Annotated in this window: 19 protein-coding genes; 8 read left to right on the forward strand and 11 right to left on the reverse strand. The window is 68.1% G+C overall.

Translation table 11 applies throughout. The annotated features are described in order from the left end of the window. The first annotated feature begins 5 nt into the window (after positions 1–5). The 6 genes from FRZ61_RS16790 to FRZ61_RS16815 are packed head-to-tail and all read left to right on the forward strand — an operon-like array spanning position 6 to position 6,815. Complete coding sequence (locus FRZ61_RS16790) at positions 6–2,768, forward strand: molybdopterin-dependent oxidoreductase (RefSeq protein WP_151118810.1); 2,763 nt, start codon at positions 6–8, stop codon at positions 2,766–2,768. Then, complete coding sequence (locus FRZ61_RS16795; RefSeq protein WP_151118811.1) at positions 2,768–4,267, forward strand: 6-hydroxynicotinate reductase; 1,500 nt, start codon at positions 2,768–2,770, stop codon at positions 4,265–4,267. Before FRZ61_RS16790 ends, FRZ61_RS16795 begins: the two co-directional genes overlap by 1 nt. Continuing rightward, positions 4,264–5,160, forward strand: coding sequence for a UPF0280 family protein (locus FRZ61_RS16800; RefSeq protein WP_151118812.1), 897 nt, complete (start codon positions 4,264–4,266; stop codon positions 5,158–5,160). Before FRZ61_RS16795 ends, FRZ61_RS16800 begins: the two co-directional genes overlap by 4 nt. Then, positions 5,153–5,737 carry an amino acid synthesis family protein gene (locus FRZ61_RS16805; RefSeq protein ID WP_151118813.1) on the forward strand — a complete coding sequence of 195 codons (585 nt, stop codon included), beginning with the start codon at positions 5,153–5,155 and terminating at the stop codon, positions 5,735–5,737. Before FRZ61_RS16800 ends, FRZ61_RS16805 begins: the two co-directional genes overlap by 8 nt. Then, the gene (locus tag FRZ61_RS16810; RefSeq protein ID WP_151118814.1) at positions 5,734–6,318 is read left to right on the forward strand and encodes an amino acid synthesis family protein; all 585 of its coding nucleotides are present in this window, start codon (positions 5,734–5,736) and stop codon (positions 6,316–6,318) included. Before FRZ61_RS16805 ends, FRZ61_RS16810 begins: the two co-directional genes overlap by 4 nt. Further along, the gene (locus tag FRZ61_RS16815; RefSeq protein ID WP_225308859.1) at positions 6,315–6,815 is read left to right on the forward strand and encodes a MarR family winged helix-turn-helix transcriptional regulator; all 501 of its coding nucleotides are present in this window, start codon (positions 6,315–6,317) and stop codon (positions 6,813–6,815) included. The genes FRZ61_RS16810 and FRZ61_RS16815 overlap by 4 nt, the downstream gene beginning before the upstream one ends. A gap of 48 nt (positions 6,816–6,863) precedes the next feature. Here the strand turns inward: FRZ61_RS16815 and FRZ61_RS16820 are convergent, their stop codons facing one another. Beyond that, the gene (locus FRZ61_RS16820) at positions 6,864–7,262 is read right to left on the reverse strand and encodes a c-type cytochrome (protein WP_151118815.1); all 399 of its coding nucleotides are present in this window, start codon (positions 7,260–7,262) and stop codon (positions 6,864–6,866) included. 250 nt (positions 7,263–7,512) lie between these two features. On the opposite strand from FRZ61_RS16820, the gene FRZ61_RS16825 reads away from it, so the two are divergent. Further along, on the forward strand, positions 7,513–9,159 hold the full coding sequence (locus FRZ61_RS16825) for a GMC family oxidoreductase (RefSeq protein ID WP_151118816.1): 1,647 nt from the start codon (positions 7,513–7,515) through the stop codon (positions 9,157–9,159). A 148-nt stretch (positions 9,160–9,307) separates the two neighbouring features. Here the strand turns inward: FRZ61_RS16825 and FRZ61_RS16830 are convergent, their stop codons facing one another. Next, positions 9,308–10,288 carry a phosphoribosylaminoimidazolesuccinocarboxamide synthase gene (locus tag FRZ61_RS16830; RefSeq protein ID WP_151118817.1) on the reverse strand — a complete coding sequence of 327 codons (981 nt, stop codon included), beginning with the start codon at positions 10,286–10,288 and terminating at the stop codon, positions 9,308–9,310. 47 nt (positions 10,289–10,335) lie between these two features. Further along, positions 10,336–11,535: an amidohydrolase family protein gene (locus FRZ61_RS16835; RefSeq protein WP_151118818.1), complete on the reverse strand. Its 1,200-nt coding sequence runs from the start codon at positions 11,533–11,535 to the stop codon at positions 10,336–10,338. A 151-nt stretch (positions 11,536–11,686) separates the two neighbouring features. Between FRZ61_RS16835 and FRZ61_RS16840 the strand changes: the two genes are divergently transcribed. Then, positions 11,687–11,920, forward strand: coding sequence for a hypothetical protein (locus FRZ61_RS16840; RefSeq protein ID WP_151118819.1), 234 nt, complete (start codon positions 11,687–11,689; stop codon positions 11,918–11,920). A gap of 63 nt (positions 11,921–11,983) precedes the next feature. On the opposite strand, the gene FRZ61_RS16845 is transcribed toward FRZ61_RS16840, so the two are convergent. The 8 genes from FRZ61_RS16845 to FRZ61_RS16880 form a co-directional block, all read right to left on the reverse strand. After that, positions 11,984–12,331 carry a DUF3175 domain-containing protein gene (locus FRZ61_RS16845; protein ID WP_151118820.1) on the reverse strand — a complete coding sequence of 116 codons (348 nt, stop codon included), beginning with the start codon at positions 12,329–12,331 and terminating at the stop codon, positions 11,984–11,986. Positions 12,332–12,429: 98 nt separating this feature from the next. Beyond that, positions 12,430–14,487, reverse strand: a complete 2,058-nt coding sequence (locus FRZ61_RS16850) for a hydantoinase/oxoprolinase family protein (RefSeq protein WP_151118821.1) — start codon at positions 14,485–14,487, stop codon at positions 12,430–12,432. A gap of 1 nt (position 14,488) precedes the next feature. Continuing rightward, the gene (locus FRZ61_RS16855) at positions 14,489–15,577 is read right to left on the reverse strand and encodes a branched-chain amino acid ABC transporter permease (protein WP_151118822.1); all 1,089 of its coding nucleotides are present in this window, start codon (positions 15,575–15,577) and stop codon (positions 14,489–14,491) included. Positions 15,578–15,579: 2 nt separating this feature from the next. Continuing rightward, entirely contained in the window at positions 15,580–16,461 is an 882-nt protein-coding gene (locus FRZ61_RS16860; RefSeq protein WP_151118823.1) for a branched-chain amino acid ABC transporter permease, read from the reverse strand. Next, on the reverse strand, positions 16,458–17,186 hold the full coding sequence (locus FRZ61_RS16865; RefSeq protein WP_151118824.1) for an ABC transporter ATP-binding protein: 729 nt from the start codon (positions 17,184–17,186) through the stop codon (positions 16,458–16,460). Before FRZ61_RS16865 ends, FRZ61_RS16860 begins: the two co-directional genes overlap by 4 nt. A 3-nt stretch (positions 17,187–17,189) precedes the next feature. Further along, positions 17,190–17,948 (reverse strand): ABC transporter ATP-binding protein, encoded by a 759-nt coding sequence (locus FRZ61_RS16870; RefSeq protein WP_151118825.1) that lies wholly within the window; start codon positions 17,946–17,948, stop codon positions 17,190–17,192. A gap of 41 nt (positions 17,949–17,989) precedes the next feature. Continuing rightward, a complete protein-coding gene (locus FRZ61_RS16875; RefSeq protein WP_151118826.1) occupies positions 17,990–19,174 on the reverse strand; it encodes an ABC transporter substrate-binding protein in 1,185 nt (394 codons plus the stop codon). Between the two features lie 81 nt (positions 19,175–19,255). Beyond that, positions 19,256–21,061 (reverse strand): hydantoinase B/oxoprolinase family protein, encoded by a 1,806-nt coding sequence (locus FRZ61_RS16880; protein ID WP_151118827.1) that lies wholly within the window; start codon positions 21,059–21,061, stop codon positions 19,256–19,258. Between the last annotated feature and the right edge of the window lie 24 nt (positions 21,062–21,085).

Consider the following 21,085-nt stretch of genomic DNA (forward strand, 5'->3'; position numbering starts at 1 on the left):
GCGTCATGGATCGCCCCGGCACCACCATCGCCTTCACCCTCAATGGCCGCGAGGTCAGCGTCGGCACGCCGCCGGGCCAGCGGCTGACGCGGGCGCTGCGCGACGAGCTTCACCTCACCGGCACCAAGGTCGGCTGCGATGCCGGCGATTGCGGCGCCTGCACCGTGCTGCTCGAGGGCGAGCCGGTCTGCGCCTGCCTGGTCGCGGTCGGCCAGGTCGAGGGCCGCCGCGTCGACACCATCGAAGGCCTCTCCGAGAGCTCGCCCGTCACGCGGCGCCTGCAGGACGCCTTCCTGCGCCATGGCGCCGCGCAGTGCGGCATCTGCACGCCGGGCATGCTGGTCGCGGCCACGAAGCTCCTCGAGGCCAATCCCCAGCCCACCGAAGCCCAGGCCATGGATGCGATCGGCGGCGTGCTCTGCCGCTGCACCGGCTATCGCAAGATCGTCTCGGCCATCCTCGACCAGGGCGAGGCCCCGGTCGCCGACAGCGATCCCGCCGCCGGAAAGGCCGTGGGCAAGCGCCTGCGCCGCCTCGATGGCAAGCCCAAGACCAACGGCACCGAGATCTTCGGCGCCGACGAGACGCCGGCCCACAGCCTGCTGCTGCGCGCGATCCGCAGCCCCCATCACCGCGCGCGCTTCCGCTTCGGCGATCTCGACCGCTATGTGGCGGAACATCCCGGCCTCGTCCGGGTGCTCACCGCGAGGGACGTGCCCACCACCGATCCCTACGGCCCGATCCCGCCCTTTGCCGATCAGACGGTGTTCGCCCTCGGCGAGGCCAAGTTCCGCGGCGAGGCGGTGGCGGCCGTCGTCGGACAGCCGGCCGCGATCGAGGCGCTCGACCTTCGCCAGTTCCCCGTCACCTGGGAAGAACTGCCTTCCGTCACCAGCATGGCGGCGGCCCTCGCGGAAGGCGCACCGCTGCTGCATGAGAAGCGGACGGGCAACATCCTGACGCGGGGCCGCGTGGTCAAAGGCGATGTCGAGGCCGCGATGGCGTCGGCCCCCGTGACGGTCGAGGCCGCGTTCGAGACCGGCTTCGTCGAGCATGCCTATATCGAGCCCGAGGCCGGCTTCGCCCGGCGCGTGGGCGACCGGATCGAGGTCCAGGTCTGCACCCAGGCGCCCTACATGAACCTCGAGGATATCGCCAAGATCCTCGGGATCGCGCAGAGCCAGGTGCGCATCATCCCGACCGCCGTCGGCGGCGGCTTCGGCTCCAAGCTCGACATGTCGGTACAGCCCTTCGTGGCGCTGGCGGCCTGGATCACCGGCCAGCCGGTGCGCATGGTCCATACGCGCCCCGAATCGATCATGAGCACGACCAAGCGCCATCCTTCGCAGATCCGGATGAAGATCGGCGCGGCGCGCGACGGCTCGCTGCAGGCGATCGACGTCAGGGCCGATTTCAACACCGGCGCCTATTCCTCCTGGGGGCCGACCGTCGCCAACCGCGTCCCGGTCCATGCCTCGGGCCCCTACTTCGTGCCGCATTACCGCGCGCTCACCCGCGCGGTCCATACCAATCTGGTGCCGGCCGGCGCCTTCCGCGGCTTCGGCGTGCCGCAATCGACCCTGGCGCAGGAGCAGCTTTTCGACGAGCTGGCCGACAAGCTCGGGATCGACCGGCTCGAGTTCCGGATCAAGAACGCGCTCAGCGGCGACCAGCCGACGGCGACGGGCCAGGTGATCGGCGAAGGGGTGGGCATCCGTGCCTGCCTCGAGGCCTTGCGGCCGCGCTGGCGCGAGGCGCGCGAGGAAGCGGCTGCCTTCAACCGCGCGAGCCAGGGCCCCTTGCGCCATGGCGTCGGCGTCGCCGGCATGTGGTATGGCTGCGGCAACACCTCGATGGCCAATCCTTCGACCATCCGGTCCGGCCTCAAGCCGGACGGCCGCCTGGCGCTGCATCAGGGTGCCGTCGATATCGGCCAGGGCTCGAACACGGTCGTCACCCAGATCTTCGCCGATGCACTGGGCGCGCCGATCGACAAGATCGACCGGATTTCCGCCGACACCGACATCACGCCCGACGCCGGCAAGACCTCGGCCTCGCGCCAGACCTTCGTCTCCGGCAAGGCGGCCGAGCTCGCCGGCCGGGCCTTGCGCGCGCAGATCCTGCGTGCCGCCAATGCCGGCGAGGATGCGGTCATCCAGTTCGGTCCCGGCCAGGTCACGGTCAAGGACGGCGCCCATGAGCGGCGCATCGATCTGGCCATGTTGCCGGTCGACGCCCGCGGCTATGTCTTCAGCGAGGAGGCGACCTTCAACCCGCCCACCTCGCCGCTCGATGCCGACGGCCAGGGCGTGCCCTACGCGGTCTATGGCTTCGGCGCGCATCTGGCCGAGATCGAGGTCGATCTGGCGCTGGGCACGGTGAAGCTTCTCGCGCTCACCGCCGCGCATGATGTCGGCCGCGCCATCAACCCGACCCTGGTCGAAGGCCAGATCGAGGGCGGTGCCGCGCAAGGGCTGGGATTGGCGCTGATGGAGGAGTTCCTGCCCGGCCGCGGCGAGAACCTGCACGATTATCTGATCCCCTCGGCGGGCGATATGCCCAAGATCACCTCGATCCTGATCGAGGACGCCTCGCCGGTCGGTCCCTTCGGTGCCAAGGGTATCGGCGAGCAGGCGCTGATCCCGACGGCACCCGCTATCTTCAACGCGATCTTCGATGCGACCGGGGTGCGCATCCGCCGCGCACCGGCGACTCCCGACCGGGTGCGCGCGGCGATCCTCGCCGCTGGTGGAAAGGAGCGCGGGTGATGGCCGTCACAGCTTCCGGCGCCACCGGCCCCGCCAGCAGCGACGGCAAGATCCGCTGCGATGCCTGTCCGGTCATGTGCTACATCAAGCCCGGCGCCGTCGGGGCTTGCGACCGCTATGCCAACCAGGACGGGCAGATCGTCCGCGTCGACCCGCATCTCCTGCTGAACCGCACGCTGTCGCAGGGCGGCAGCGTGGTGCCGTTCGAGCGCGGCGCCGGCTGGGACGGGCAGCTCGTCAGCGGCAACCGCACCTTCGTCACCGCGATCGGCGCCGGCACCACCTATCCCGACTACAAGCCCGCTCCCTTCATCGTCGCATCCGAGATCGAGGGCGTCGAGATGGTCACGGTCGTGACCGAGGGCATCTTCAGCTATTGCGGCGTGAAGATCAAAATCGACACCGACCGGCATCTGGGGCCCGAGCAGAATGCGGTCCGCGCCCAGGGCGAAGCGGTCGGCCATGTGACCACCGGCGAGTACGGCTCGCAGATGCTGTCGCTGGGCGGCGTGCACCATTTGACCGGCGGCAGCAAGAAGGAAGGCCGCGTCACCTGCGAGACGCTGCTCGATCTCTGCAACGGCAAGGCGGTCGAGCTCACCGTCGATGAGGGCGCCAGCGTGCTGGTCCAGGCCGGCAAGCCGCCCCTCGTCAACGGCACGGCCGAAGAGCGGATGCGGGTCGGCTGCGGCTCGGCCACCATCGGCATGTTCGCGCGGCAATGGTTCGGCAAGGTCGACGAGGTGGTGGTGGTCGACGACCACATCACCGGCGTGCTCTCCGAGCACCAGGCCGGCAAGTATCTCGGCATCGGCGAGACCGGCATCCGCATGAAGGGGCGCCGCTCCACGCCCGGCCGCTATTTCCAGGTGGCCGAGCCCGGCACCGGCTGGGGCGGCACCAACATCTCCGACCCGCTCTCGATCCTCGAGCCCTTCGACAAGAAGGTGGCGAAGCCCGGCACCACCATGCTGATGGTCTCGACCACCGGCGAGCAATACGGCTTCTACCGTCTCGACGAGAGCCTGCGGCCCGTCGAGGAGGAACTGCCCGAGAGCCTGCGCGTCTCGGTCGAGCGCATCCGCGAGAATTGCGAGCCGGCCCTCTGCACCGTGCTCTTCATGGGCGGCGCCGGCGGCTCGCTGCGCGCGGGCGTCACCGAGAACCCGGTGCGGCTGACCCGCTCGGTCAAGGAGTCCCTCACCCGCGTCACCTGCGGCGGCGCCCCGGTCTATATCTGGCCCGGCGGCGGCATCACCTTCATGGTCGATGTCACGCGCGTGCCGGAGAACGGCTTCGGTTATGTGCCGACCCCGGCCCTGGTGGCCCCGATCGAGTTCACCATGCGGCTCGAGGATTACGCGGCGCTGGGCGGCCATCTCGACCAGGTGCGCCCGCTCGGTTCCCTCGATCGCGGTGCCGACCGGCGCGAGGTGACGCCCCACGCCGAGAATCCCTGGCCGATGACGCCGGCCTGGCGCAACGGGAACGCGTCATGAGCCGCGCCCAGGTGGCACTCCTGCCCGACGGCCGCCGGCTGCATCTGCAGGACGGACCGATCGACCTCGTCATCGAGGCCTGGGGCACAGCGGAGGCGGTCGCGGTGGCCTATCGGTCGGCAGCGGACCGCTTCGTCACGATCCTCGACGAGCTCTGCGCCGAGCTGTCCTTGCTGCGCCGCGCCGCGAGCCCTGAGGGGAGTGCGCTGACGGGCATCGTCGCCCGGCGCATGCATGACGCGGTGGCGCCCTTCGCGGACGGGATCTTCATCACGCCGATGGCCGCCGTCGCCGGCGCGGTCGCCGAGGAAATCCTCGGCGCCATGGCCGCAGCCACATCCCTCTCGCGCGCCTATGTCAACAATGGCGGCGACATCGCGCTGCATCTCGCCGGCGACCAGTCCTTCCGGGTCGCGATGATCGACCGCCCCGACCGGCCTTCGCTCTTCGGCAAGGCGACGGTCATGAGTCACGACCCCGTGCGCGGCATCGCCACCAGCGGCTGGCGCGGGCGCAGCTTCTCGCTGGGGCTGGCCGATGCCGTGACCGTGCTGGCGCCCACCGCCGCCATGGCCGACGCGGCCGCGACCGTGATCGCCAATGCGGTCGATCTGCCGGGCTATCCGGGCATCCTGCGCGTGCCGGCGAGCGATCTTCAGCCCGACAACGACCTGGGCGCGCGACTCGTGACCCGCCATGTTCCCGCCCTGGCGCCCTTCGACATCGCGCGGGCGCTCGACGCCGGCGACGCCACGGCCCGCTCGCTGCGCGAACGAGGGCTCATCGCCGCCGCGGCGCTGCATCTCCAAGGCGAGACCCGGCTCGTCGGCATCGACGCCGGCAACCTCGCGCCTCTTTCCCCGGTTCCCAAGAAAGTGATCGCCCATGCATGACGTAAGCTTGCGCAAATACCTGATCTCGGTCGAAGAGATCTATCACGAGGGCGGGCCGGCGCCGGCCAGGACGCTCAAGCGCGGAGCGGCGCTGGCCGTCATCAAGAATCCCTTCGCCGGACGCTATGTGGAGGAGATCCAGGGCTTCATGGACGACCTGAAGCCGCTGGGTCTGCGCATGGCGAAGGACCTGATCGCAGCCATGGGCGGCGATCCCAAGGCGATCGAAGGCTATGGCAAGGGTGCCATCGTCGGCTCGGCCGGCGAGCTCGAGCATGGTGCGCTCTGGCATGTGCCGGGCGGCTATGGCATGCGCGAGGTGCTGGGCGGCGCCAAGGCGATCGTGGCCTCGACCAAGAAGGTGGGCGGGCCGGGCACGCGGCTCGACGTGCCGGTCACCCATATCAACGCCTCCTATGTGCGCAGCCATTTCGACGCCATCGAGGTCGGCATCACCGACGCGCCCCGGGCGGACGAGATTCTGCTGGCGCTGGTCATGACCACGGGCCCGCGCATCCATGCCCGCGTCGGCGGGCTCAAGGCGAGCGAGATCAAGGGAGAGGATGGCCTCAGATGAAAGCCAGGATCCGCAAGATCGTCACCATCGTCGAGGAGACGGACCAGGAGCAGGGCCGCGAGGTGAAGCCGCCGGTGCGGCGCGCCGCCGCCATCGCGGTGATCGAGAATCCCTTCGCCGGGAAATATGTCGAGGACCTGGCCGAGCTGATCGATATCGGCGAGGAGCTCGGCGGCCTGCTCTCCGAGCGCGCGGTGGCGGCGCTGGGCATCCCCGGCGCCAAGGTCGAGAGCTACGGCAAGGCGGCGGCCGTCGGCGAGAATGGCGAGCTCGAGCATGCCGCCGCCATTCTCCATCCGAAGCTGGGCGCCCCCTTCCGCAAGACGCTCGGCAAGGGTGCGGCGCTCATCCCCTCCTCCAAGAAGCGCGGCGGGCTCGGCGTCGCGCTCGACATCCCGCTCGGCCATAAGGACGCCGCCTTCGTGCGCAGCCATTTCGACGGCATGGAGGTCCGGATCAACGACGCGCCGCGCGCCAACGAGATCATGGTCGCGGTGGCCGTCACGGATGGCGGCCGGCCGCTGCCGCGCGTGGGCGGCCTGACCAAGGCCGAGATCAAGGGCGAGGACGGGCTGCGTTGAGATCGCGAGCGACATCGGGCTCGGCCTCGGCGTCCGGCGGCGACGGCCCGCGACCGCGCCGCAACGGCCATGCCGCGCCCTCCCAGCCGGATTACCGGCTTGACGACCAGGTGGGATTCCTGCTGCGACGGGTGAGCCAGCGCCATGTCGCGATCTTCGCGCGGCAGATGGAGAAGGACATCACGCCGACCCGCTGGGCCACGCTGGCCAAGCTCTATGAGGAAGGCCCGACGACGCAGAACCGCCTCGGCCGCCTGACGGCGATGGACGCCGCCACCATCAAGGGCGTGGTCGACCGCCTGACGAAACGCCATCTGATCGCGACCCGCGCTGATCCCGAGGACGGAAGGCGGCGCGTCGTGGCCCTGACCGAGACCGGCCAGTCGCTGGTGGAGCGTTCCCTCGCCCACGCCGCCGCCATCACCCGCCAGACGCTCGAGCCGCTGAGCGCACGCGAACAGGCCTCGCTGATCGAGCTGCTGCGCAAGCTGTCGTGACGCGGGGTTGCGCCGTTCCTCCGGCCATCCGGCCGGAGACAGGTCCGCTCACTGGCAGGCGGCGAGCGCCTCCAGCCCTTCGACCGCGGCCTTGCGCTTGGCCTCGTCCTTGAGCTGGAACGCCATGGCGTTCTGGAGCTGCTCGCCGTTGACGCTCGCCAGGAACGCCTTGGGGTCGGCGATATAGGCCATGAGATTATCCTCGGTCCAGACCAGCCCTTTGGCTTGCGCCGCCTTCATCGCCACCGAATAGCGCGTGAAGTCGGCCGAATGCATCGCCGGCTGATTGACCACGCCGACGAGATTCGGCCCGGTCGGGCGGGAGGGTTTGCCCGGCTCCAACGCGTGGCACGTCTTGCAAACGTTGAGCGAAGCCGGTACGGGGCAATCCGCCTGGGCGGAAGCGGCGGCGACAGGCACGGTCGAAAGCAGCAGGACGACAGCCAATCTCATTCTCATGGCGGGACCTCACCTTGAGCGGGGACAGCCCCAAGCTATCATCGCGTCGTCCGGCTCGCGAGAATCGTTCTGTCGCAGGTTTTGCTGCGGCGAGGTCATGGCCGAAGCTGTATGATCGGGCGGCGCCAGGACTCGATTCCGTCATCAACGCCGTCTCCCTGCCCTTCATGGCAGATTCGGGACGGTCCGGTTTGACCGGCGGCATCGCTCAACGAAATCGGATTGCCGAGACGTCTTCATGAACGACACCGCTTCCCCGGCCGGTTCCCAGGACCGCTATGACTACATCATCGTCGGCGCCGGCTCGGCCGGCTGCGTGCTGGCCAACCGGCTGACCGAGAACGGGCGCCACAAGGTGCTGCTGCTCGAGGCCGGCCCCTCGGACCGCCGCTTCTGGGTCCAGGTGCCGATCGGCTATGGCAAGACCTTCTACAATCCCGAGGTCAACTGGATGTATCAGTCCGAGCCGATCCCCGGGCTGAACAACCGCACCAACTACGTCCCGCGCGGCAAGATCCTCGGCGGCTCCAGCTCGATCAACGCCATGGTCTATTCGCGGGGGCAAGCCGGCGATTTCGAGGATTGGGAGGCGATGGGCAACAAAGGCTGGGGCTGGAAGGACGTGCTCCAGACCTACCGGAAGATGGAGGACCATGCGCTGGGGTCCGGCCCCTTCCATGGCGCCGGCGGCCCGCTCCATGTCGACGACATCCGCAACGCCGTCCATCCGCTGAGCCATCTCTATGTGAAGGCGGGCCAGGAGGCGGGGCTGAAATACACGCCCGACCTCAACGGCGAGACCATCGAGGGCGTCGGGCTCTACCAGGTCACCACCAAGAACGGCTATCGCTGGTCCTCCTCGCGCGCCTATCTCTGGCCGGCGCAGGGCCGCGCCAACCTCCGGGTCGTCACCGGCGCGTTCGCGACGCGGATCCTGTTCGAGGGCAAGCGGGCGGTCGGGATCGCCTATCGCCGCGAGGGCCGGGAGGCCGCCGCCTATGCCAACCGCGAGGTCATCCTCTCCGGCGGCTCGATCAACTCGCCGCAGCTCCTGCAGCTCTCCGGCGTCGGTCCGGCCGATCTCCTCAAGCGCGTGGGCATCCCGGTCCACCATGAGAGCCCGGCGGTCGGGCAGCAGATGCAGGACCATGTCTGCTACGACTATATCTTCAAGGCCTCGCGCCCGAGCCTGAACAACGAGCTCTATCCCTGGTGGGGCAAGCTCAAGGTGGGCTTGCAATATATCCTCACGCGCAAAGGACCGCTCTCGCTCAGCGTCAACCAGGGCGGCGGCTATTTCCGCTCCCGGCCCGGGCTCGACCGACCCAACATCCAGCTCTATTTCTCGCCGCTCACCTACGAGAAGGCGCTGCCGGGCGTGAAGAAGCTGATGGGACCCGATCCCTTCCCCGGCTTCATCGTCTCGGTCTCGCCCTGCCGGCCGACCAGCCGCGGCCATCTCGAGATCAGATCGAGCGACCCCGCGCAGGCACCGGCGATCCAGCTCAACCTGATGTCGACCAACCATGACATGCAGGAGATCGTCGAGGGCGTGCGCTTCATGCAGAAGCTGGTGGCCGCCCCCTCGCTGGCCTCGGTCATCGCCGAGCGTCTCCATCCCACGCCGAACCAGGCCACGGACGACGAGATCGCCGCCGATATCCGCGCCCGCGCCTATTCGGTGTTCCATCCCTGCGGCAGCTGCCGCATGGGACCCGATCCCCAGGAAGCGGTGGTCGATCCGCGGCTGCGCGTCCACGGGCTCACGGGCCTGCGCATCGTCGATTCCTCGATCTTCCCGACCGTGACCTCGGGCAACATCAACGCCCCCTCGATCATGGTGGGCGAACGCGGGGCGGAGTTCGTGCTGGCGGACGCGAAGTGACGAAACAGGAGCGCGACGTCCTCTCCCTCACCAATCCAGCACGATAGTCGTCACCCCCGCGAAAGCGGGGGTCCATGTCGATGCCACGCTCGGGCCCATCTGTGGATCCCCGCTTTCGCGGGGATGACGTGAAGAGCAGGACGAGCGCTCACTTCGACAGATAATCCCGTATCGCCTTCCCGATCCGCTCCATCGGCGCGATCTTCGGGTCGGGCCAGTCGAAGCGTCGGCCGGTGATGCGCTCGAAGGCCTCGATATAGACGGCGGCGGTCCTGAGCCGCATCTCGCGCGGGATCTCGGGGATCGGGTCGTTGTAGGGGTCGCAGCGCGCCGTGACCCAGCTCCGCACGAAATCCTTGTCGAAGCTCTCGGGACGCTCGCCGGCGTCGAACCGCGCCGGATAGCTGTCGGCGAACCAGTAGCGGCTGCTGTCGGGCGTGTGGATCTCGTCGGCGAGGATGATGGCGCCGGTCTCGTCGGTGCCGAACTCGTATTTGGTGTCGACCAGGATGAGGCCGCGCCGGGCGGCGATCTCGCGGCCACGGGCGAACAGCGCCAGGGCATAGGCCGAGAGCTGGTCCCACTGCGCCCGGCTCAGGATTCCGCGCTCGACGATCTCGGCCGCCGCCAGCGGCTCGTCATGGCCGGCATCGAAGGCCTTGGTGGTGGGGGTGATGATGGGCTGCGGCAGCTTCTGGTTTTCGCGCATGCCGTCCGGGAACCTGATCCCGTACATCTCGCGCTGACCCTTCTTGTACATCGGCCAGATCGAGGTGCCGGTGGTGCCGGCAAGGTAATCGCGCACCACGATCTCGACCGGCAGGATCGTCAGGCGCCGGCAGGCCACGACATTCGGGTCGGGATAGGCCAGCACGTGGTTGGGACAGAGGTCGCGGGTCTGGTCGAACCAATAGCGCGCGATCTGCGTCAGCACCTGGCCCTTGAGCGGGATCGAGGTGAGGATCCGGTCGAAGGCGCTCAAGCGATCGGTCGCGACGATGATCCGGCGCCCGTCCGGCAGGTCGTAATTGTCGCGCACCTTGCCCTTGTAGTGGTTCGGCAGCTCCGGAAAGGAGACCTCGGCCAGAACCCGGTCGAGATAGGGCTCCACGGACGTCGGATCGATCATGAAAAGCGGGCTTTGCTTCTGACGTGACGGGGTAAAGGGCGCAGCGCTCAATGCGCGGCGATCTCGGGGATGCGCGTCGCGGGCGGGGTGTTGCGGCTGCGCTGGGTGCGGACGATGCCGTCGATCACGGTCATGCCGATACCCGGCAGGTCGCCCAGCCGGATGCTGTCCAGCATCGTCTTGCCCGGCGAGTGCTGCGCCTTGTCGAGGAACACGAAGTCGGCGGCCCTGCCCTTCTCGATCAGGCCGCAATCGAGCGAGCGCATCCGCGCCGTGTTGCCGGTGGCGAAGCAGATCGCGGTCTCGGCCGGCACCTCGCCCAGCGAGGAGAGCATGGCGATCATGCGCAGGATGCCCAGGGGCTGGACGCCCGAGCCCGCCGGCGCGTCGGTGCCGAGGATGACGCGGTCGAGCTGGCCCATCTCCTTGGCGGTGCGCAGCGTGAAGAGCGCCGAGCGCTCGTTGCCGTTATGGACCAGCTCGAGCCCGCGCTTACAGCCCTCGCAGATGCAGCGGATCTGGTCGTCGGGCAGCGCCGTATGGCCGCCATTGATATGGCCGACCACGTCGGTATCGGCCTCGAGCACCACATCCTTGTCGATCAGCCCCGAGCCGGGGATCGAGGGCCCGCCGGTATGGATCGTGCTCTGGATCCCGTATTTGCGGGCCCAGGCCACCATCTTCCTTGCGGTCGGCCCGTCCTTGACGCCGCCCAGCCCCACCTCACCCAGATACCTGACCCCGGCGGCGCCGAGCTCCTTGAAATCCTCCTCGCTCATGCCGGTCTCGATCACCGGCGCGCCGCCATGGACCTTGACGCCGTTGGGACGGAAGCCGGCGAAGGCGCGCTGGGCGAAGATCGCCATCGCCTTGACACCGAGGATGTCCTTCGGGCGGCCGGGCATATGCACCTCGCCGGCCGAGATCATGGTGGTGACGCCGCCATGGAGATAGCTGTCGATCCAGTTGATCTGGCTCTGGCGCGGAGTCCAGTCGCCGGCCACCGGATGCACATGGCTGTCGATGAGGCCCGGGGCGACCGCCGTCTCCTTGGCGTCGATCACGGTGGCGGCGCCCGAGAGATCCAGGTCCTTGGCCCGGCCGACGGCCGAAATCCGGCCATCGACGGCGACGATCGCGTCCGCGTCGAGGATGGGTTTCTGCAGATCGCCGCTCAGCAGCAGGCCGATATTGCGAATGACGAGCTTGCTCGGCCCGCCGGCCGGCTTGGCTTCCTCGGCTGCCATGATCTTGCTCCCGGGAGGTGTTCAGGGGTTGGAAGCGCCAGTATTCAAAGAACTGCGCTGCCTCGCAAGTGCCGGCCCTGGGGAACCCTCCCGGCGGGGCAGCCGTTGCGGACAGACCCCGATCCCGCAATCTTTGATGGGAGTTTGCCCGATGAAGCCCTGCGAATCCTGCGGAAACACCTATGACAAGGCCTTCGAGGTGGTGATGGGCGGGACCCGCCATACCTTCGACAGTTTCGAATGCGCGATCCAGGCCCTGGCCCCGACCTGTGCCCATTGCGGCGTGAAGATCGTGGGTCATGGGCTCGAGGCCGACGGCGCGCTCTTTTGCTGCAACCACTGCGCCGGCCATAAGGGCGAGACGCGGCTGCGGGATCGTGCCTGACGATTATGGTGACCCCCGAGAATCGGCTAACGCATCCCGGCGCCCGATGTTCCCTGCCGCCGCTCAGGTGCGACCATAAAGCCGCCGCAGCTCCGTCTTGGCCCGTTCGAGGAGCTTCTTGCGCGAGGCCGAGAGGTTCCGACCGCCCCGGTTGATATAGAAATTCAGCATCGACATGGCGGACTGGAAAGGCCCTGCCTTGCGGCGGTGGCTGCGTTCCGCCGAGCGCTTGAGCGAACGGGCGATTGAGGCCGGATCGCTGCCCTTGAACAGCGCCGGCTCCAGATCGAGCGCATTGCTGTGCGCCGTGACCGATCCGGACCAGCGCCGGGCGGTCTTGCGGCCGGAGGCCGCGGTTCTGCCGCGCGGTGCCTTGGCCTTTGCCCGGGCCGCCCGCTTGCGCGTTGCCATGGTCTGCTCCTTTCCATGTGCAAAGCAGGATAACGGGGCCGGGAGGCGATGTTCCGGAAATCCGCCTCTGCGTCGGGACCCGGCAGCCGGAAAGACCTTCAGCCCGCCAGTTCCACCAGATAGTTCCGGTGCGCGTCGGTGACGGCGCTCTGGCCCCTGAGCAGGAGAATGGTGGTGGTCGGCTCCTCGATGATCGCGGGGCCGTCGATCCGGGCGCCGCTGCCAAGCCCGTCGCCCTGGTAGACAGGGATTTCGAGGAAACCCTGCTTCGGACCGAGATAGACCTTTCGGCGCGATTTGGGAGAGGGCGCCCCCTGCTGCTTCGGCAGATCGACGCCGCGCCGGTCGGCGCCGCCGGTATCGCCCACCGCCCTCACCTTCCAGGTGGTGAACTCGACCACGTCGTTCTCGTCCTTGATGGTGTAGATGCGCTCATGCATCTGGTGGAAGGCGGCGGCGAGCCGCGGCACATCCGCCTCGGTCAGCCGGTCGCCCGGCAGCGTGAAGGGCACCTCGATATCCCAGGACTGGTAAAGATAACGGCCCTGATAGGCATATTCGAAGCGCTGCCTGGCGCGCGGGAAGCCGGCGCGGTCGAGGAAGGCGCGGCCGCGCGCGCGCAGGCGGTCGATCAGGGCATTGGTGCGCTCGACAGCGAAATCGACATGGGTCTCGTGCAGCGTCGCCGCCTCCTCCCAGCGCACATCGGAGATGAGGCCGCCATAGGCGCTCAAGCCCGCCGCGAAGCGCGGGATCATGAAGCGCTTGATGCCGAGGATCTGCGCCATCTCGCCGATATGGCAGGCCGTGGCCCCGCCGCCCGACACCAGGTAGCTGTCGCGCGGATCGATGCCCTCGTTGACAGTGATGTCCTCGACCGCCCCGATCATGTTGTGGTTCGAGGTGGTGTAGATCGCGTAGGCCGCCTCGACCGTGCCGAGCCTGACCTTCTTGGCGAAGCGCTCCACCGCTGTCTCGGCCTTGGCGCGGTCGAGCTTCATCTGCCCGCCCAGGAAATAGTCGGGGTCGATGATGCCGAGCACGACATTGGCGTCCGTCACCGTCGCCTCGGTGCCGCCCTTGCCGTAGCAGGCGGGGCCGGGCTTGGCGGCCGCGCTCTGGGGGCCGACCTTGATGAGGCCGCCGGCATCGACCCAGGCGATGCTGCCGCCGCCCGCCCCCACCGAGCGGACATCGATCTTGGGAATCCCCAGCATGTCCATGCCGAAGGTGGCCTCCGGCGTGATCACGAGCTGCCGGTCGCGCAGCGCCGAGACGTCGAAGGTGGTGCCGCCCATATCGACGACGATCACGTTGGGATCGGTGGTGAGCTGCATGGCGGCGATGGGAGCCAGCGTCGGCCCGGACATGACGCTGTAGATCGGCCGGGCGATGATCTCGTCGGGCGGCATCATGCCGCCGACGCAATTGGCGATCAGGAGCTCGTTCTTGTAGCCCGCTGCCCGCAGCGCCTGGTCGAGCTTGCTCACATAAGCGCCGACGATCGGGTAGAGCGAGGCGTTGATCGCGGTCGAGATGGTGCGGCGATATTCGCGCGGCACCGGATTGAGCTCGTGGCTGAGCGTGACCGGGATTCCCGGCAGCTCCTCCTGCAGGATCTCGCGCACGCGCAATTCGTGCTTCGGGTTGACGATCGACCACAGCAGGCTGACCGCGACCGCCGCGACGTTGCAGGTCTTGAGATGCTTCGCCGCCGCAACGACATCGGCCTCGACCAGCGGCTCGATCTCGTTGCCCATGGCGTCGATGCGGCCGCGCACCTCGCAGGTGAACTTGCGCGGGATGTAGGGCTCGGGATAGTCGATCTTGGTCAGGAAGGCGCGTTTGCGCGGCGCCTCGCGCAGCGTGAGGATGTCGGGATGGCCGGCATTGCAGAGGAGGCCCGCCGCCGCGACCTTGCCCTCGACCAGCGCATTGGTCGAGACCGTGGTGCCGTGCACCAGGAGCTCGAGCTTGACCAGGAAATCGCCCAGCGAGAGACCGCGGGACTTCGCCGCCAGGGCCAGCACGTCCATGAAGCCGCGCTCGAACTCGCCGGGCGTGGTCGGCGATTTCATGATTTCGAGGCCCTTGCCCCGTTCGTAGAGGATGAGATCGGTGAAGGTCCCGCCGATATCGATGCAGCCTGCGAACATGTCAGCTTCTCTGTGCGGTTTGATCGGTTGCCGCCGGCGCCGCCGGCCGCGCCGCGCCCCGGCCCCATCGCGGCCAGCCCAGCTCGAAATCGCCCACCAGCCCCTGCGGGCGGAAGATGAGGATCAGCAGCATCATCAGCGCCAGCGCGATCTCCTGCAGGCCGGGCGGCGCGGAGAGCACCGTGTCGCCGATGGCGATCCCCTTCTCGATGCTGCGGAAGAGCTCGGACACCGTCGAGACGACGGCAACGCCGACCACGGCGCCCGTGAGGCTGCGCATGCCGCCCACCACCAGCATGGCGAGCGTGGTGAAGGTCAGGTTGAGATAGAAGGTGTTGGCCGTGACGGTGCCGATGAAATGGGCGAAGAGGATGCCGCCCAGCCCGACGAAGACCGCGCTGAGCACGAAGGCCACCAGGCGCTCGCGCGCCGGATCGATGCCCGAGGCCGTCGCCGCGACCTCGTTCTCGCGCGAGCATTGCAGCAAGAGGCCGCGCCGCGACATCTTGTAGGCGGCGGCGACCGCCAGCGTGACCAGGGCCACGCCCACCGCGACCCAGAGGTTCACATAGACCGGCAATCCCACCAGCGCCTGGCGGCCGCCCGTGACCTCCTGCCAGTTGGCGGTCACCACATGCACCACCATCAGCACGCCGAAGGTCGCCATGGGCAAGGCGATGCCCTTGAGGCGCATGATGGGCGCGCCGACGATGAGGGCGAAGACACCGGCGATGAAGGCGGCGATGGCCGCCGCCAGGGCCACGGGCAGCTGCAGGGCTTCCAGCGCCGGTGGCAGCTTCAGCAGCACGGCTTTCTTGGCCGGCGGGATGGTCAGGATGGCCGAGCCGTAGCCCGCGATCGCCATGAAGGCGATATGGCCGAAGGAGAGGACGCCCGAATTGCCGACGAAGATGAACATGCCCAGCACCACCACCAGGTCGATGACGGCCTCGGTCACGGTGCGCTGGAGCGCCGGCGGCCCCAGGGCGGCCAGCGCCGCCACCAGCAGGATCAGGACGCCCAGCAGCAGGGCGCTCTTGATCTTGCGCAGGCGCTCGACGGACCAGGGTTCGGCCGGAGACGTGGCCATGATCAGACCCTTTCCCGGTCGGAGGCCTTCACCAGCAACCCTTGCGGGCGCCAGAGCAGGAAGGCGATGAAGAGGCCGAAGACGAAGGCGTCGCGATAGAGCCGCATGCCCTCGGGCAGGTAGGTCTGGAGCAGCACCGAGACCACGCCGACCAGGAAGCCGCCGAGCGCTGCGCCGGCGAGCGAGCCCATGCCGCCGATGACCGAGGCCACGAAGGCGAACAGCACCATGTTGACGCCCATCTTGTAGGAAGCGCCGCCGGTCTGGGCGACCATATAGACGGAGACGATGCTGGCGAGCGTGCCGGAGATGGCGAAGGCCGCTGCGATCACGCGGTTGGCAGGGATGCCCACCAGCCGCGCCATGGTGAAGTCCTCGGCGGCCGCGCGCATCTGGATGCCGATCGCAGTCCAGCGGAAGAAGCTCGAGAGCCCCGCCAGCAGGATCAGCGTCACGGCCAGCGCCAGGAGCTGCAGCCAGGGCACACGCAAGGACCCGATCTCGAGGCTCTGGTTGAGCGGCGAGAGGAAGTCGATCGCCACGGGCCGGGCGCCGAAGATCATCATCGCCACATGCTGCAGCAGGAAGGAGACGGCGAAGGAGGCGATCAGGAGCGTCGCCGGGCTCGCGCGGCGCAACGGACGGAAGGCGACGCGCTCCATGCCCAGGGCCAGGACCGTCACCACCAGGATGGCGGCCAGGCCCATCACCAGGTAGGGCTGGCTCGCCGAGAGATAGAGCGTATAGCCGCCGATCATGATCAGCTCGCCATGGGCGAAATTGATCAGCCGCATGATCGAGAAGGTGAGGCCGATGCCCAGCGCCGCCAGCGCATAGACCGCGCCCAGGCTGCTCGCGTCGATCAGGCTCTGCAGCAGGTTCACGCGACCGCTCCCTTGGCGCCGCGGAAGCCGAAATAGGCCTCCTGGAATCCCTCGGCCGATTTGAGCTCGGCCGAGCGGCCCGCCATGGTGACGGCGCCCGAATTCATCACATAGGTCCGGTCCGCCACCGCCAGCGCGCGATGCACGTTCTGCTCCACCACCAGCACCGTGACGCCGCTCTGCCGCAGCGCCGCGACCGCCTCATAGACCTGGTTGACGATGAGCGGCGCCAGGCCCAGCGACGGCTCGTCGATCAGGAGCAGCCGCGGGCGCGCCATGATCGCGCGCGCGATCGCCAGCATCTGCTGCTCGCCGCCCGAGAGCTGGCCGGCTTTCTGCTGGTAGCGCTGGCGCAGGATCGGGAACATAGCCAGCACCCGCTCGAGATCCTGGGCGACCGCCGGCTTGTCCTGCCTTCCCGTGCCCCCAAGGCGGATGTTCTCCGCGACCGTCATGGAGGCGAAGATATGCCGGCCCTCCGGCACCAGCGACAGGCCGCGCGTCACCAGCCGCTCCGGCGCGATGCCGAGGATAGAGCCCTCCTCCAGCATGACCGAGCCCCGCGCCGGCCGCACCACGCCGGCAATGGTCAGCAGCAGGGTCGACTTGCCGGCACCGTTCGGGCCAATGACCGCGACGATCTCGCCCTTCTCGACCTCGATCGAGACGCCGCGCAAGGCCGCGACATTGCCATAGCTCACATGAAGATCGCCGACCTTGAGCATGGCTCACGCGACCTCGTCGCCGAGATAGGCCTGGCGCACCAGCGGGTCGGCCGCGACCGCGGCGGGCGTCCCCAGCGCGATGGTGCGACCCTGGTCCAGCACCTGGATCCGGTCGCAGAGCCCGAAGACCAGCGGCATCTTGTGCTCGATCAGCAGCACGCCGCAGCCGAGTTCCTTGCGGATGCCGCTGATGATCTGGAGCAGCTCGTCGCATTCGGCGGTGTTCAGGCCCGCCGCCGGCTCGTCCAGCAGCAGATAGGTCGGCCGGCCGCAAAGCGCGCGGCCGATGCCGACCCGCCGCTCCTCGCCGAAGGGCAGCGTGTCGGCGCGGGCCTCGGCCAGATGAGCGAGCCCCAGCCATTCGAGCGTTTCCCAGGCCCGCTTGCGCCCCGCATGGCGGTCGAGGCCGGCGGCGATGGCGCCCGCCTCGACATTCTCGATCACGCTCAGGCCCCCGAACAGCAGCACGTTCTGGAAGGTGCGGGCGAGGCCCATCCGGCTCCGCTTGTAGGAGACGAGCCGGGTGATGTCCTGCCCGCCCATCCGGACGGAACCGCGGCCGGGCTGCTGGAAGCCGGTCAGCACGTTCACCAGCGTCGTCTTGCCGGCGCCGTTCGGCCCGATCAGCCCCAGGATCTCGCCCGGCTGGAGCGCGAGGCTGACACCATCGATCGCGCGCACGCCCTGGAAATGGACGGCGACATCGACGGTCTCGAGTGCGGCCGGGGACGAACCCCGGCCCGCTTCCTCCCGATGCGGCATGAGCAGAACACCAATCCCGGTATTGGTCTCGACGCGTGGCGTTATTGCGGCACTTCCTGCGCGCGATAGACGCCTTCGCTGTTGCCATGCTTCCCGTTCTGGATCCCCAGAACGATCATGTCACGCTGCATGTTGATATGGACGTCCTTGGTGTAGCTCGTGGGGCCCACCAGCGTCGGCACGTCCTTGAAGCTCTGCAGCACGTCGCGGACCTTGTCCGTGTCGAGGGTGCCCGCCTCGGTCACGGCCTTGGTCCAGGCCTGGATCACGCCATAGCCGGTCATGGCGTGCGAGGTCACCGGACGGGTCCCGAACTTGTCCTGGAAGGCCTTGAAGAAGGCCTGGGCTTCGGGGCGTGGATCGGTACCGAAGATCGAGCCGTAGGTGACGATATACATGTTGGAGAGATCCGGCACCGCCTCGAGCCAGTAGTCGCCGTCCCAGGATTCGGAGCCCAGCAGCGGCTGGTTGAGACCGGCTGCGCGCAGCTGGCGGATGGCGCCGGGGCCTTGCGGCGGGAAGGAGCAGATCACGATCAGGTCGGGCTGCTTCGGCAGGGCCTTGATGCGGGTGATCTGCGAGGCGATCGAGGTGTCCTCGCCGCCGAAGGTGTCCTGGCCGAGGAAGTTGTCCTTGCCGGCGAGCTCGACCCAGCGCTTCTGGAAGGTCGCGGCCCAGCTGGCGTCGAAGGCGATGCTGGTGTCGAGCAGCACATAGGCCGTCTTCCAGCCCTTCTTCTGATAGGCCCATTCGGCCATCAGCGCCGCCTGGCCGGGCGAACCCGTCGCCATGGTGAAGGCGTTGGGGCCGATGCCGCTGGGACCGAACTTGGGATCGCCGGCGCAGGTCGAGAAGGCGATCAGGTTCTTCGAATCCGCCACCGTCGCGGCCGCTCCGCCATAATCGTAGTCGCAGGTGACGACGACCATGTCGGCGCCCTTGTCGATCACGTCCTGAGCGGCGGTCGAGCCGTAGGCGATGTCGGACTTGGTGTCGGAATAGATGATCTTGATCTGCCGGCCGAGCAGCCCGCCGCTCTTGTTGATGTCGTCGATGGCGAGCTCCATCGCCTTGGCCGGGCCGTCGTCATAAGGTGCGATGTCGCCGCTGAGCGCGATGGCGGCGCCGATGATGATGGGTTTCTCGTCGGCGCGCACGGCGGCCGAGGCGAGGAGCGTGGCGGCCAATCCCAGCGCCGCCACCTTGCCGATGAACTTCAAGCCCATGATGCGATCCTCCCTTGCAACGTTCTTATCGTTCTCGATTCCAGACCCGCGTCCTGCGGGGCAGTCCCTGACGCCGGCCGGTCAGGCCCGCGCCTCGCGCAAGCGCCGGGTCGCGGCCGCATCCACCTCGTAGTCGATGCCGTCCTTCGACAAGGTCAGCGCCACGCCATAGATCTCGGCGGCCTTCTCCGGGGTCAGCCATTTCTTGTTCACGTCGCGCAGCACCCGCTCCGGCGCCCGCTTCAAGGGGTCGCCATAGCCGCCGCCGGCCGCACTCCGGAACAGCACCGCCTCGCCCGAGCGCACCTTCTCCTGATGGAAATCCGGCAGGCGGTCGACATGGCCGTTGGCGCCGCGTTTCCAGGTGCCCGAGGGCGCGCCGTCCTTGCCCTTGAGCACGCCGCGCGCGGGGAAGGTGCCGCCGTCGCCGCAATATTCGAGCACCATGTCGCCGGTGAGCGAGCGATAGGCGCCCTGCGTGCCGGGCGCGCCGTTCCATTCGCCGAAGCCCATGCTGTCGGGCGAGACGCGGCGCTCCTCGATCAGGATCGGATACATGGCCTCGTCGACCTCGATCGAATCGCTGACCATGATCCCGTTGCCGACCGAGCATTCATAGGTGAGCCAGCCGTCATGGCCCTTGTGGCCCGGACCGCCGGAAAGGCCCAGCATGAGCTGGGTGATGTATGGCACCGGCTCCTTGCGCCGGCTGTCGGTGCCGGAGACGACGCCGAGCGCCGCCGAGAAATTGCCGCCGCCCTCGGCCATGCCGTAAGGCTCGCCGATCTCGGAGAAGGCGCATTGCACGGCGTTGGCCAAGCGTTCGTTGCAGTTGCTGGTGGCGCAGGAGGTGCCGATCGGATAAGTGGGCTTGCCCACCACGCAGCCGTCGCGCAGGAGCGGCACGATGCGGCTGGCGCTCCCGGCATTGTGCGGGATCGAGGGATCGATGTTGTAGAAGACGCCGATGCGGCAGGAAGCGACGGCGCAGGCCTCGGAGAGGTTGAGTCCGCCCGGCACGCAATCGGGATTGTCGCGCACATCGACGGTGATCAGGCCTTCCTTGGAATCGATCGTCACCACCGCCTTGATCGGCACGCCCTCGTCGGCCACGCCCGGCACGGGATCGTGGCGCACCTGGTAGCTGAAGGTGCCGCTGGGAAGCTGCTGGATCGCGGCGATGGCGCGCCGCTTGCCATATTCCATCCAGGCTTCGATGAACTGCTTGATGGTGGCAGCGCCGTAGCTCTTGATCAGTTCCTTGATGCGCCGCTCACCGGTGCGGCAGGCGCCGACCTGGGCGCGGTAGTCGCCGTACCAGATGTTGTTGACCCGGATCTTCTGCTTGGCCATGCGGACGATATCCGCCTTGTCCTTGAAGCCCTCCTGGATCCGCACGCAGGGGAAATGCATCCCCTCCTCGTAGATGTCCTTGGCATAGGGCAGGTAGGTCGTGGGCTGGGGCGCCCCGACATCGGCATGGTGCGAGCGCGCCAGCGTCCAGAACAGCGGCTCGCCCTCGTGGAAGACCGGCACGCAGAGCGTCAGGTCGGCATGGTGCGTGCCGCCGAAGAAGGGGCTGTTGTTGAGATAGGCGTCGCCTTCCTTGATGTCGTCGAAGAGCTGGGTGATCGGCTGCGTGGTCAGCTCCAGCGCCGTCACGTGGATCGGGAGCGCCTCCTCCACCGAGACCAGCCGGTGGTCGTAGGTGAGGATGCCGCAGGACATGTCGCGCGCGTTCTTGATCACGCTCGAGCGGCTGGCCTTCATGACCGTGTTGGTCATCTCGCGGATGATCGATTCGAAACGGCTCGACAGCACCGCCATGAGGATCGGATCGAAACCGATATCGGCGGCGGTGGGCTTGCGCGTCTCGGTGCTGCTCATCCTCGTCTCCCCTCCGCCGGGCGC

Origin of the sequence: Hypericibacter adhaerens (assembly GCF_008728835.1) — a bacterium.
Taxonomy (GTDB): domain Bacteria; phylum Pseudomonadota; class Alphaproteobacteria; order Dongiales; family Dongiaceae; genus Hypericibacter; species Hypericibacter adhaerens.